This is a genomic window from Clostridium sp. (assembly GCF_036643715.1).
Lineage (GTDB): Bacteria > Bacillota > Clostridia > Clostridiales > Clostridiaceae > Clostridium.
The window spans coordinates 1-14,632 of record NZ_JAVXRL010000068.1 but is presented as its reverse complement, the minus strand read 5'-3'; the positions used below and the strand labels follow the sequence as shown (position 1 = coordinate 14,632).

Here is a 14,632-nt window from a genome sequence, read left to right as displayed (position 1 = left end):
TTTTTTGTAAGTAAATTTATATTTATATGAGAAATTGCCTAAACTATAAAGATTAAATTTATAAGTAGGAGGGATTATGTTATGACAAGATCACTAATATCACCAGGAAAGTATATACAAGGAAAGGGTGTTTGGAAGGACTTTAGTAAACATGTATCAGCACTTGGAAATGATTTTTTAATACTATCAGATAATTTTGTACTTAAACAAGTAGAAAAAGAAATAGGAGAGAATTTAAAAGCAAACAATTTAAACTTCACAATAGAGAAATTTAATGGGGAGTGTTCAAAAAATGAAATAAATAGATTAAAAGATATAGTTAAGAAAAATAATTCTAAAGTTATTATTGGAGTAGGAGGAGGTAAGACTTTAGATACAGCAAAGGCAACAGCTTATTACGAGAAACTTCCGGTTATAATAGTTCCCACAATAGCTTCAACAGATGCACCAACAAGTGCTCTTGCAGTTATTTATACTGAAGAAGGCGTATTTGATGAATATTTATTTTTCCCAAGTAACCCTAATATGGTAATAGTAGACTCGAATGTAATTGCTAAAGCTCCAGCAAGATTTTTAATAGCTGGTATGGGAGATGCACTAGCTACATATTTTGAAGCAAGAGCATGTTTTAAAGCACAAGCAACTTCTATGGCTGGAGGAAAAGCACCACTTGCTGCCATTGCACTTGCAAGGCTTTGTTATGAAACTATATTAGAAAATGGGTTTAAAGCAATTGCAGCTTTAGAAAATAATATAGCTACAAAAGCTGTTGAGGATGTAATAGAAGCGAATATTTATTTAAGTGGAATAGGATTTGAAAGTGCAGGACTTGCAGCAGCTCATGCTATACATAATGGACTTACAGAAATCCCAGAAATGCATCATTTAATGCACGGAGAAAAAGTAGCATTTGGTACACTTGCACAATTAGTATTAGAAAATGCGGATTTAGAAGAAATTGAAGAAGTTATAGATTTTTGTGAATCATTAGGCTTACCAATCACTTTAGAGGATATGGGAGTTAAAGAAGTTGATAAAGAAGCAATAATGAGAGCCGCAGAAAAGGCATGTGAAGAAGGGGATACAATGCACAATATGCCATTTAAAGTAACACCAGAAGATGTATATTCAGCTATACTCGCAACAGATAGTTTATGTAAAAATTATAAATAAAAATTATAAGGTTAGTAGTACACGTTATCGTTGGCATTACTAGCCTTTTCTTTATAAATAGATTTTGTAATTATGACTAATGTGAATAATTGGTTTATTATACTATCAATATGTGAAAAAAATATTAAGCAAAAATTCCTAATTTAATCATAAAATAACAATTAAAATTATAAAATTGCTAAAAATTTCATTATAAAATTAAATGATTTTTATATTATATGGAATATTCCACTAAACTATATTTTTTATTTAAATGATTACAAAAATACTTTAAATGTAAAAAATGGATTAAGTTTTTTTAGTGGTATAATTGCTACAAGCAGTTGGATACAAAAGATTGTAGCAAGAAAAATTATTAAATTATTGATACAACCTTATATATCTAAAATGCTTTTTCAAAATAAAAAATATAGAGGAGGCGTTTGAGATGAATAAAAATCTCGAAGCGAATAGAAATAGAACAATGGGAGTCGGACCTAAAAGGTTAAGAAAGGTAAGAGCACCAAAAGTTGATAAAACAGCTATAAGTCCATATGATCGTTATTGTGATGGATACGGAATGCCAGGAGCTTATGGAAATGGATATGTTTCAGTACTTACAGTTTCTGTTGGTACAGTTAAAAAGACAGATGACTTTTTATTAGATGGAATAGTTTCATATGATAGAGCAGAAATAAATGATGCTTATGTTGGTCAAATAAATATGCTAACTGCTTCATCATTCTGTGGAATTGCAGGACAAGTTTGGGGTCATGATTTAGCAGCACATGAAACAATAGCAAATGAAGAAATAAAACCTTTATTTGATGTTGAACAATTTGATGGAACACCACTTCATGTATATGATGCAAAACCTTTATTAGAAGCTGGTATCGAATTATTTGGTACAGAAAAAGATAGACGTTTTACAACAGCACCAGGTGCTCATGTAATATGTGCAAATAAAAGTGTTACATCATATAGACCTAAGGAAAATAGACCTTTCAAGGATGGAGAAGCTTACGGTGTTTGGTCATTTATAGCAATATCATTATCAAATGATAGAGATCACTGTGCAGATTTATTTATTGAAGATGCAGGACTTTGGACAAAGAATGATAATGAAGAAGATTTAAAGAAATTCTTAGAGGAACATAGAAAATCAGTTGCTTGGTCAGTAGAAGCGTGCGGTAGAGATTCACACGTACTATTTGAAAGAACTTATGTTGGATTTGCATATACAATAATGAAACCAGGCGAAATAGGAAATGCTTTAACTTGTGCACCATATGTAACACTTGCAAGAGATGCAGTTCCAGAAACAGGTTTCCCAAGCTTAAATTATATTACATTACCTGAATGGTTAGATGAAATGAACTTTAAACCATTAACATCATGTACAGAGAAATAATGATGTCTTAAATAAAATCAAATAAGATTTAGGAGGCGTTATTATGGGAGATCAAAATAGTAATAGCAACAAAGATAATAATAGCACTAAAAAGCTGGGAGTAGTAGCTTTAGCTGGTGTTGTTATAAGTGCTATGCTAGGTGGGGGGGTTTATAACCTCCCACAAAATATGGCACAAAATGCTTCAGCAGGTGCTATTTTAATTGCATGGATTATAACTGGTGTCGGTATGTGGTTTATTGCAAACACATTTAGAATACTTGCAGCAGCAAGACCAGATGCAACAACTGGTATTTATGCATATGGTGAGCTTGGATTTGGTAAATTTACAGGATTTTTAATGGCTTGGGGGTACTGGATATGTAACTCATTTGCTAATGTAGGATATGCTGTACTTTTAATGGATTCATTAAATTACTTTTTCCCTGGATATTTTACAGGCGGAAACAATTGGTTATCAATAGCTTGTGGTTCAATAGTACTTTGGATTATTTACTTTATTGTATTAGCTGGAGTTAAACAAGCTACTTTCTTAAATGTAATAGGTACAATAGGCAAACTTGTACCACTAGCAATATTTTTATTAGTTTTAGTTATTTCATTTAAAGCATCCCTTTTCTTCACAGATTTCTGGGGATTAAAGACAGTAGTTTCTGTTCATGATAGTGCACTTGGTGGACTTATGCCACAAATTAAAAGTACAATGCTTGTAACTTTGTGGGTATTTACAGGAATAGAAGGAGCAGTAGTTGTATCAGGAAGAGCTAAGTCTCAAAAGGATGTTGGTAAAGCAACTTTCTTAGGATTTTTAACTTGTCTTATATTATATACAGCACTTTCATTATTACCACTTGGTGTAATACCACAAGGAACAGTTTCAACAATGGCACCACCTTCAACAGCCGCAGTTTTAATGACTGTAATGGGCAAATGGGGAAGCATAATAATGAACGTTGGTGTAATTATTGCTATATTAAGTTCATGGCTTATATGGACAGTTATGCTATCAGAACTTCCATTTGCAGCAGCAAAAGATGGAACATTCCCTAAAATATTTAGAAAAGAAAATAAAAATGAGTCACCATCATTTTCACTATTTGCATCAACAATTGTAATGCAAATAATACTAATATGTGTTCATTTTGCAGGGAATGCATGGAATATGATGTTAAGTATCACTAGTGTAATGGCTTTACCTTGCTATATTGCTTCAACATTATACTTATATAAAATAGCTTCAAAGAATGATAATTTTCCAAAGATTTTTGCAAGTCGTAAATATTCAGTTGTTACTGGTATATTAGGTACTTTATATGGACTTTGGTTAATTTATGCAGCTGGGATCGAATACCTATTAATAGCACTTGTAATTTATGCAATTGGTATTCCTGTATTTAAAAAAGCTAGACGAGAAACAGAACCTAATAAAGCAGAATTCACTAAGATTGAAAGGTACGTGGCAATCGGGCTTATTATACTTGGAGTAATCGGGCTTATATATTTATTTAAATTTATGTAATTTTGATTATTTAAATTTAAAACTCATATAGAATACTCAGAAGGAGAATAATACTAATATATGTTAGTATTATTCCTTTTGAGTATTTTTTATTTCTATAAAAATACATAATATTACAAGTCTATATAAATTATAAACCTAATTTTTACATATAAAAAATTATATTAACAGTAGTGTACTTAATTTAACATACATAACAAAGACTTAATTATTATATTTCCATAAAATTCTATAAAATAAATATATAGTAAGGAGGTATTGTAATGAAAAAAAATGTTTTAATCAAAATCGTAGCAACACTAATGATAACATCTATAATTCCAGCACAAATTTTGCCGAAAGACTTAGGGTATAAAAAAGTAGAGGCAAAGGACCAAAAAAGTTTTGAAAAACTTGAGGATGATCCTACACTAAGATTTGCTGTATTAAGTGACACTCATGTAGGTCCCAATAAATTAAGAGAGCAGAAGAGGTTAAAAGATGTCTTTTCAACTATTTATGAGTTGGATCCTGATATTGATGCAGTATCTATAGTTGGTGATATAACTGATTCAGGTACACAAAATGAGTATGATGTTTTTAAGTCAATAATTGATAAAAATAAAAAGGAAGATACAGACCTTGTAATATCTATGGGAAATCATGAAGGGGATACAGAGGATCGGTTTAAAAAAGCAACTGGAAGAGATCCAAAAGAAAATTTAGTCATTAATGGATACCATTTTATTACTGTTAGTGCAAGATCATCAGATACTGTTTATGGAGGGAGTAGATATAATTTAGATGAAGATTGGTTAAGAGAGCAGTTAGAGGCAGCGTATCAAGAAGACCCAACTAAACCTATTTTTGTATTTACGCATCACGGTATGAAGGACACAGCTTATGGAACTGATGAATGGTATACAAATGATTTAAAAAAAGTATTAGATGATTACCCGCAAGTTATTCATTTTGGAGGACACTCACATTACCCATTAAATGATCCAAGAAGTATACATCAAAAAGATTTTACATCAATAAATACATCAACTATAAGTTATTTTGAATTAGAATCTGGAATGATGTATGGAACAGTTCCACCTAATGCGAATAATGCATATCAGATAATGGTTTTAGACGTAAATAATAAAAGTATAAGAGTAAGAAAATTAGACTTATTATCAGGACAATATATTGGAGAAGATTGGGTGTTTGATACAGCGAGTGGTAAGGGCGGATTTAAGTACACTGATGATAGAAAAGAGAATAGTAGCACCCCATACTTTGAAAATACTGCTAATGCTAGGGTTGAAAATATAAAAGATACAGGTTGTACTATTACAATAGATCAAGGGAAAATTAAAGATAAAATTGGAGACAATAATGATGAAATAGTTCATTCTTATAAATATGATTTTTATGATAAGAAAACAGGTAAGCTTCATAAAAGTTATAAAATCTGGTCAGAATTTTATTTCTTGCCAATGAAAAATACTTTAATACAAACATTTAATGGATTAAAACCAGGAACTGAATATGAAGTTGAAGTTACAGCTATGAGTTCATACAAAAAATTAAGTTCTAATACTATAAAGGCTAGTTTTAAGACATCAGGAGGATTCGAAGAACCATCTGAAGAAGAAATGGCGAAGCCAGTAGAAAAGGCAGAAATGTTAGATGTGGATTTTAGAAGTGGCAATGCAAGTGATAGTTCTATTACAAACAATAATGTAAAAGTAAGTGGAAGTCCTAAAATTCAACATGATGAAAAACTTAATAAAAATGTTGCTACATTTAATGGATCAAGCGCTTATATGTACGGGTTTGATGATGAAAAATATTCTAAGATAAAGAAGAATGTATCTATGGAGACAGTTTTTAAGTTAGATACATTTAAGGATAATTTTGTTGATATATTTTCGAATATGGAATCAGCAGGGTTAGGATTTGAGGTGTCAAAAATTCCAGGTGATAATGAAAATGTTAATTTAGAATTTTGGGTAAGAGTTAGAAATGGCTTAGTTGGAACAGGTGCATACCAGAAAATATCTGCTACTGTAAAATATGGGGAGTACTATCATGCATTAGCTACTTATGATGGTAATTTAATAAAGCTTTATATTAATGGAGAACTTGAAAATAGTAAAGAAGCTAAAGGTGAAGTATATTATCCAACTGGTTCTTCAAAGGTGTTTGCAATAGGTTCAGATATTAATAGTACTGGTGGAATACAAGCACCAATGACTGGAAATATATCAGTAGCTAGACTATATAACAGAACACTTACTGATATTGATGCTTATAAGTTAAATAAAAAGGAACTAGAAGAGGCTACTAAAGAATATAAAGTTAAACTTGATGATTTGAAAAATATAGAAGGTAAATCTGGTACAGAAATAAATATGCCAATTGTAGTATCAAATTTAAATACTAATAACAAGGTTAGAAGTGCAGAGATAGTTTTAGATATTCCTAAGGATTTAGAAGTTAAAGGAGTAAAATTAAACAAAAAATCAATAAATGCACAAAATTTTGATTACAATGTTGATGATAATAAATTAAGAATAGCATTAACAAACACTAACAAAGAAGATTTGTTTTTAGATAAAACTTCAGGAAATAAAGAAGTAGCAACAATAAACTTTGTTTTAAAAGAAGATAAAAAAGATTCAGAAACAACAAAAGTTAAGGCTACTAATTTTGTTTTAAGATGTGATGAAAATAAAGATATAATTTATGATGTATCTGAAGGAACAAGTACAATAGAATTTGTAAAAGGGGATGTAGCTAAAGCCTTTGTAAGAGAATTATATACTTCATCTGGAGCTGATGTAATAGAAGATGGATACAAAGCATATGCTATTGAATTTGTAGGAAGAGACATAGATAGTTCAGTTAAGAGCAACAAAGATATACCACTTTACTATAATGGAGATTTTACAAAGAAAAACAATAAATTAACTTATATAACATTAGTTGATGAATCAGTAAGTAAAGAGATACTTGAAGATATATCAAATTATGAATTTGATAATAATAAACCAAATTTGAAAAATACAGTAACATTTGGTGATATAAATAATGATGGTATTGATGCCCAAGATGCATTAAGTACAGTAACATCATGGCTTAGAATTAAGGAAACAAGTGAGAAAGAAATGTTAACTATTAATACTAGTGGAGATGGTGCTATTAATACTAGAGACGCTATTGAAGTAGTAGATAAGTTCGTATCAGGAAAAGATTTCAATATATTATCAAAATAAATGAAAATATTTGGATAGGTAATGAGCTGATAGCTTTTACCTATCTAAGTTTTATAAGGAGAAAGAATGAGTAAAGGTAAAAGGTTAATTATTAGTACGATTGTTATTGGATCTTTAGTATTATGTATTCTTTTTATATTAAAGATGGGTAGAATACCAACTATACTAGTAGAAGGTCCTAAAAATAAAGTTGAACTTGAAGATAGTAGAGAATTAAGAATTCCAATAAGAGTTAAAAATTTGCCAAAAGGTGAATTTCCAGCAACGAGCATGTCTATTTCATTTGATAGAAGAAAGTTAGAGTTTGTTGAAGTTGATGATGGAACTATGGAAGTTTATGATAATCACGATAAAAATGTATCAGATGAAATAAATTATAAAATACCAAATTGGACTTATAATGTTGATGCAGCAAATGGTGATGGTATTATTAATACGATGTATTTAGATACAACTGCTGGTAAAAATGCATACTCTAAAGATGGATATGATAAAGGTGGAAAAGATATTTTAGTAAATTTAGTATTTAAGTTAAAAGGATCTGCGCTACAAGGTGAAAAACTAAATATAAAAATAGAAGATGCAACTCTTGCAAAGGTAAATGGAGAGGTGGACAAGACTAGCTATTCAACAAAAGATGGTTATCAAAAGCTTGCAGTAAAATCAGGTGAAATAGTTGTAGCTAAATAAAATTTTTTATGAAAATATAAAAGCCTTATCATTATTTTAAAATGATAAGGTTAATTTGTTTTGTAAAATGGTGTATTATTAAAAGTACATAAGAATATAAAACACAGGGGGACAAGCATTATGAAAAAAAGTATTATAATAACTATTGTAGCAATAGTTATAGTCGCAATTTTAGGGGTAGCAGGATTCTTTGTATATAGAAGCTCAACTACGAATAAAGGTGTAGAAAAAGGAATTGAATTAATAAATGATAAAGAATATGATAAAGCATTAGCATCATTTGAATTAGTTTTAGATGATGATGCAAACAATAAGGAAGCTATTGAAGGAAAAGATTTAGTTAGTAAATATATTGATGCTAAAAAATTATTTGATGAAGGTAAAATAGAAGAGGCAAAAAGGGAAATAGAAAGTATGCCAAGTGATTATGGTAAATATAGCGCATTAAAGGGTGATGTAGACATATTAAAAAATAAAATAGATGAAAATCTTAATTTAAATAAGGATATAGACAAAGAAATCGATAAAGTAAGAAATTTAATTAAAGATAAAGGATATAAAGAAGCAAAGAAGATAATTGATACATTAAATAATAAGGAGCTAAATGATACTCAAAAGAAAACAATTGAAGATTTAAATGGTAGAGTTGATTCTGAATTACAAAAAGCAAATATAGAGGTATCAAAATCAAAGGATAAAAGTAATTCAAGTAATACTGGAAGTAATATGGGATTAGATAAAATAAAGTATTTAAATAAGCTAAAAAGTATCCAAACTGAAATTGATAAAATGGCACCAGGATATACAGATGCAGAAATGAGACAAAATGCAAATGCGGAATATACTGCTTGGGATCATGAACTTAATGATATATATGGTTACTTAAAAAATAATTTACCACAGGATAAATTTAAAGCGTTAGAAAAAGAAGAGATTCAATGGATTAAAGATAAAGAAGCAAAAGCTAAAAAAAATTCAGAACAATATAAAGGTGGTACTATGGAACGACTTGAATATATTTGTACATTAGCGAGTGAAACTAAAAATAGATGCTATGAACTAGTAAATAATTATATGAATTAAATATAAACTATAAATACAATGTGTAAACTTATATATTATTAAGGAACATATTGTATTTTTTTTATTGACATAGATGAATATGTATAATAATATTCATATGATAACAATTATCAATTTCATCTTTAGGGAGGCGCGAGATGTATTTAATTTATTCATTAGTATTAGTAATTGCATTAGCAATTATATGTACGAAAACAATTAGGGAACATAGTAAAACTTTTTATGGAGTAGCTACGATTATGACTGTTTCAGTTACTATTTATGAAATTTTAAGACTAACTTCGAATTATAAGTTAGAAGGATTTTTGAATGATTTAGAGAGAGTTTTTATGAAAGGAAATGTTGCTATATCATTTTTTGTTTTAGTAATGTTTGCAGGAGCATTAAATAAAAGATGGAAGGTTACTAGGAAGTTATTAAGTATTAGAGCAGAGATGGCTATAATAGGATCAATTCTAATAATACCTCATTGCATAATGTATGCAATAAGATTTTTAGTAAAACTTTCAGACGGAAAAGCAATATCAGTTTTATATATTACATATTTAATTATTGGACTAATAGCATTTATTATAATGATACCATTATTTATAACATCATTTAAAAAAGTTAGAGCTAAGATGAGGTTTAAGAAGTGGAAGACTATTCAAAAAATGGCGTATCCGTTTTATTTATTAGTATATATACATATTGTAATAGTTTTATTTAATGGTAAAGAACTTGATTGGTTAAAATTAATATCATATACAATTTTATTTGGTGGGTACTTTATTTTAAAACTAATTAATGAGAATAAAAATTAATACTAAAAAGACTGTCTTAAAATTTAGGCAGTCTTTTTACAATATGAAAAATATTGTAAAATAATTGAAGCTTTTTTTATAGTTTCTATGTATAATTTAAGTATAAAAATATCTGTGGTTATATTTGGGTTAATATTAGAGAGGTGGGAAAAATATGAGGAAAATAAAATTTATAAATAATGGGTGGTTATATAAAGATAGTTTTGATGTAAAGTATTTAGATGGAAATTGTAAGTTTGAAGATTTCAAAGCGATAGATTTACCACATACAAATAAAGAACTTCCGTATAATTGCTTTAATGAAAATGAATACCAATTTGTATCAACATATAGTAAATCATTATTTATAGATTCAAGCTTTAAAGAAAAGAAAACATATGTGGATTTTGAAGGTGTTATGATTGCAGCAGATGTATATTTTAATGGAAAACATTTAATAAATCATAAAGGTGGATACTCCCCTTTTTCAGTAGATATAACTGATTATATAAAATATGGTGAAGATAATATTTTAACCGTTGTTGTAGATTCAACTGAAAGAAAAGATATCCCACCTTATGGAAATGTAGTTGATTATTTAACTTATGGAGGGATCTATAGAGAAGTATCTATTAGATCTGTACCAAAAACTTTTATAAAAAATATATATTGTAGTTGTTATAATCCTCTAAAGCAAAATAAAGATTTAGAAGTTAAAGTAGCCATTAACAATTATAAACATGAAAATATAAATGTTAATGTAGATTTATTAAGTGAGGAAAAAGTTATAGCATCGATAGAAAAGAATATAACATTAAATGATGATATAAATGAAAACGTATTAATTATAGAAAATATTAAGGATGTAGTGCTTTGGGATATTGGTAACCCTAAATTATATAAGATTAAAGTCACTTTAAAATATAATAATGAGATTATTGATGAGTACAGTGATAATTTTGGATTTAGAGATGCTATCTTTAAAGAAGATGGATTTTATTTAAATGGAAGAAAGCTAAAGTTAATTGGATTAAATCGTCACCAATCTTATCCATATGTAGGGTATGCAATGCCAGAGAGAGTTCAGAAAAAGGATGCAGATATATTAAAATTTGATTTAGGTGTGAATATAGTCAGAACATCTCATTATATGCAATCAAGACATTTCTTAAATAGATGTGATGAAATAGGACTTTTAGTATTTGAAGAAATACCAGGATGGCAACATATTGGAGATAAATTATGGCAGGATATATCAGCTTGTGATACTGAATCTATGATAAAGAGAGATTATAATAGACCTTCTATTATAATGTGGGGAGTTAGAATTAATGAGTCAGGGGATAACCATGATTTCTATTATAGAACAAATAAAATAGCTAAATCACTAGATAAAATAAGACAAACTGGTGGTGTAAGATATTTATATAATAGTGAGCTATTAGAAGATGTATATACAATAAATGATTTCACTCATAATGGAGGAGAAAAAGTATTTGTGACTAGGGAAGAAGCAACTTGTCTTAATAAAAAGGTTCCATATTTAGTTACTGAAAGTAATGGGCATATGTACCCAACTAAAAGATTTGATCAGGAAGTGAAGCTTGTAGAACATGCAAACAGGCATCTAAGAGTAATAAATGAAGCATTAGGGTCTAAGGAAATAAGTGGTTCAATAAGCTGGTGTGCTTTTGATTATAACACTCACAGTGCCTTTGGTTCTGGTGATAAGATTTGTTATCATGGAGTTATGGACATGTTTAGAAATAGTAAGTATGCAGCTTATGCATACTCATCTCAAAGAGATGTAAAAGATGGGGTAGTATTAGAGCCAATAACATTAGGATGCAGAGGAGAAAAGGATGGAGGCGGAATACTACCATTTACAATACTTACTAATTGTGATTATATAAAAATATTTAAAAGTGAAAAGTGTATTGATTCATACTATCCAGATAAGGTGAATTTTATAAATTTAAATCACCCGCCGATAGTTATAAATCACTTAGGTGAAAATGATGGTTGGGGAGAAGTTGAAAATATGCTTACAGTTAAAGGTTTTGTTAATAATAAAGAAGTTATAAGCAAAAATATTGGGGAGCTTAAATGGAGAGATAAAATAGAAGTTATTCCTGATGATTTAGAACTTTCAATAAATATGTCTAGTTACGATGCAACGAGGATTGTAGTTAAGTTACTAGATAATCTAGGCAATGTTCTTCAGTTTAGTAATGAATTTATAGAAGTTGAGATAGATGGTCCAGCAAAGATTTTAGGTCCTAATAAGTTTGGTATTATGGGAGGAATTACTGCTTTCTGGATTAGAACTATTGGGGAAGTAGGCACTGTTAAGATTAAAGTTAATGGAATGTATTATAATGAAGAAGTAGTTATAGATATTAAGTAGAAATTTTAGTTAGTATATTATAAAAGCCATTGCTACAAAAAAGCAATGGCTTTTATTATTATATAATTTCTAACCAAGCATCAGTAGTTCCTGGAGCCTGTCCTTGAACCCACCATTTACAAAGATACTTTTTACCATTATAAATTACTGTATCACCAGCAGTATAAACTTTAGAATTATCATAAGTATCATTAACCGTTTCGCTATCATTAGATTTAACAGTTACATTTCTTATAATTTCAGAAGTTGCACCCTTACTGTCAGTAACTTTATAAACGATCTTATAAATACCTTCTTTAGTATTATCAACAGTTCCGGTAATTGTAATTTTATTAGTTAAATCCCCATCTTCTATGTCGATAGCTGTAACCCCTTTTTTCGAGTCAAAACTTTCACCTAATTTTATAGTTATATCATTAGCACCTGAGATTATAGGTTTTGAATTTACGCCAGGATCTGGTGTAATATTTCCACTATCTTCACCGAAAACTTTAAATATATTAGTAAATGCATATTGAGAATTAATTCCAGAATTGGATTGGAGCATTGCATCTCTATTCATTGACCAAAAAGAAGTCATGGCTAATTTCTTTTCTACTGCATGGTCAACTATTAATTTTGATAATTCTGTAGTGAATATAGGATGCGATCCACTTTCATAACCAATTGAAGGAGTTGTACCAATTTTTGCATAAGCAGCATCATCATTTAATGATATGCCAGCATATTTTTTGTAATAGTCTTGTAACTGATTTTTTGTACTGTCAACGGCTCTTAGTGATGCAGTTCCATAATTTTCACCAGGATTTAATGTCCCGGATCCGTAGCACATTGTCATCAAATTAATAACTTCTAAATCAACACCTTCTGATAGATAAGATTGTAGTACATCTAATTGAACATTAGTTAATCCACTTGGTAGTACTGGAAGAGTTAGTACTACATCAACCCCTGTTTCAGATTGTACCTTTTTTATTGCTTTTGCGTTTGCTATATTTTGTGCAACATTTTGTGCACCACCTTCTATGTCTAAATCTATTCGTGTAAGCCCATATCCATTTATGATATTTTTATATGTGTTAGCTAAGATATCTACATCTTGAGTAACTTGCCAGAATGCTGTGCCTGAGAGTCCGCCGAAAGATATAGTAACATCGCCACCAAGTTCACGAAGTTCCCTAATTGATTTTTTAATTCCATTATATTGTGTATTTTCACTGTCCCACTCGCTTAAAACTGAATAGCCACCCCAACCCCAGGCAACTTGGCCATCTTTTATTCCTTGTCCACTAGATTGTATAAATCCTAAGTTAAAGAAATCAACACCAGTCTCTGTACTTATTTTAGCTAAATTAGCTGCACCATTATTAGAATAATTTGGATTACTTGTCCATGCTACCATATCAATATAAGGTGAATTGACTTGTTTTGGCCATTGTATTCCTTTTAGTACACCAAAATCTTTTGTTTCTTTTGAGATATTTTCTAGAGTAAGAAAATTATTTGCATAAACAGTAGATGTTAGAAGGTTTGGTATTACAATAGATGCAATAGCACCAATTGCAATTATTCTTTTTAGTTTTTGTTTTTTCATTATAAAAACCCCCACATGATAATATATTGAAATTAAAAAACAGATCTTAGTTTAATTATATACAATATTTAACAAAAGTAAAATATTTTTACTGAATTTTCTGAAAATTTAATTTAAATAATGAATAATAGGCTTATGTGATATTATTATAAGTATAAAGTTATTAAGGGGGACATAGTTTTGGATATACTTGCAGTTATTTTAGTTATACTCATAGTTTATAATATAGTTTATAATATTCCAACTAAGCTTAAGGAACATAATGAAGATGTATCATTAAAGTTTAAAGAACTATACATTAGGATAAACAGACTTGAGAAAATGATAGAGGAAAAAGATATATATAATGAAGATTATATTAAAGAGTACCAAAAGTTAGATGATTATGAAGATTTTAAACGATAATAAGAGAGTGAATTTAATTCACTCTCTTATTATTTTATTTGGTAGCTCCTAGGGGAATTGAACCCCTGATACCACCGTGAGAGGGTGGTGTCTTAACCGCTTGACCAAGGAACCAAGTACAATTAATAGTATAGCACTTTTAAAGTTAATCGTTAAATTCCATATAGGTCCATATATTTATAAATTATGGCTTAAATAGATAAAAGTATTTAGAAACAACAGGCTTACACAAAAATGCTTTGAAGTGATAAGGAATACTAATATTGGTATAAAAAAGTATAGTATTGTTATTTGGATAATATTTACTTATATAATAAAATGATGTTAATAATTTTAAATTAGGG

The 14,632-nt window shown here is 29.1% G+C and carries 10 protein-coding genes and 1 tRNA gene; 9 read left to right on the top strand and 2 right to left on the bottom strand.

Going from position 1 to position 14,632, the window contains the following annotated elements; translation table 11 throughout:
• The first annotated feature begins 81 nt into the window (after window positions 1-81).
• The 8 genes from RSF37_RS13845 to RSF37_RS13810 all read left to right on the top strand — a co-directional run bounded on the left by RSF37_RS13845 (window position 82) and on the right by RSF37_RS13810 (window position 12,289).
• On the top strand, window positions 82-1,173 hold the full coding sequence (locus tag RSF37_RS13845) for a glycerol dehydrogenase (RefSeq protein ID WP_332564974.1): 1,092 nt from the start codon (window positions 82-84) through the stop codon (window positions 1,171-1,173).
• A 427-nt stretch (window positions 1,174-1,600) separates the two neighbouring features.
• On the top strand, window positions 1,601-2,563 hold the full coding sequence (hdcA, locus tag RSF37_RS13840) for a histidine decarboxylase, pyruvoyl type (protein WP_332564973.1): 963 nt from the start codon (window positions 1,601-1,603) through the stop codon (window positions 2,561-2,563).
• Window positions 2,564-2,606: 43 nt separating this feature from the next.
• Window positions 2,607-4,082 (top strand): basic amino acid/polyamine antiporter, encoded by a 1,476-nt coding sequence (locus tag RSF37_RS13835; protein WP_332564972.1) that lies wholly within the window; start codon window positions 2,607-2,609, stop codon window positions 4,080-4,082.
• Window positions 4,083-4,345: 263 nt separating this feature from the next.
• Window positions 4,346-7,327, top strand: coding sequence for a LamG-like jellyroll fold domain-containing protein (locus tag RSF37_RS13830; RefSeq protein ID WP_332564971.1), 2,982 nt, complete (start codon window positions 4,346-4,348; stop codon window positions 7,325-7,327).
• Window positions 7,328-7,393: 66 nt separating this feature from the next.
• A complete protein-coding gene (locus RSF37_RS13825) occupies window positions 7,394-8,017 on the top strand; it encodes a cohesin domain-containing protein (protein WP_332564970.1) in 624 nt (207 codons plus the stop codon).
• A gap of 120 nt (window positions 8,018-8,137) precedes the next feature.
• On the top strand, window positions 8,138-9,100 hold the full coding sequence (locus tag RSF37_RS13820; protein WP_332564969.1) for a lysozyme inhibitor LprI family protein: 963 nt from the start codon (window positions 8,138-8,140) through the stop codon (window positions 9,098-9,100).
• A 137-nt stretch (window positions 9,101-9,237) separates the two neighbouring features.
• On the top strand, window positions 9,238-9,903 hold the full coding sequence (locus RSF37_RS13815) for a ferric reductase-like transmembrane domain-containing protein (protein ID WP_332564968.1): 666 nt from the start codon (window positions 9,238-9,240) through the stop codon (window positions 9,901-9,903).
• Between the two features lie 154 nt (window positions 9,904-10,057).
• The gene (locus tag RSF37_RS13810) at window positions 10,058-12,289 is read left to right on the top strand and encodes a glycoside hydrolase family 2 protein (protein ID WP_332564967.1); all 2,232 of its coding nucleotides are present in this window, start codon (window positions 10,058-10,060) and stop codon (window positions 12,287-12,289) included.
• Between the two features lie 58 nt (window positions 12,290-12,347).
• On the opposite strand, the gene RSF37_RS13805 is transcribed toward RSF37_RS13810, so the two are convergent.
• A complete protein-coding gene (locus RSF37_RS13805) occupies window positions 12,348-13,883 on the bottom strand; it encodes an immunoglobulin-like domain-containing protein (protein ID WP_332564966.1) in 1,536 nt (511 codons plus the stop codon).
• Window positions 13,884-14,063: 180 nt separating this feature from the next.
• Here RSF37_RS13805 and RSF37_RS13800 point away from each other — a divergent pair, with 180 nt between their 5' ends.
• Window positions 14,064-14,288: a hypothetical protein gene (locus tag RSF37_RS13800; RefSeq protein WP_332564965.1), complete on the top strand. Its 225-nt coding sequence runs from the start codon at window positions 14,064-14,066 to the stop codon at window positions 14,286-14,288.
• A 39-nt stretch (window positions 14,289-14,327) separates the two neighbouring features.
• Here RSF37_RS13800 and RSF37_RS13795 read toward each other — a convergent pair.
• Window positions 14,328-14,402: transfer RNA gene (locus RSF37_RS13795), tRNA-Glu, on the bottom strand.
• Between the last annotated feature and the right edge of the window lie 230 nt (window positions 14,403-14,632).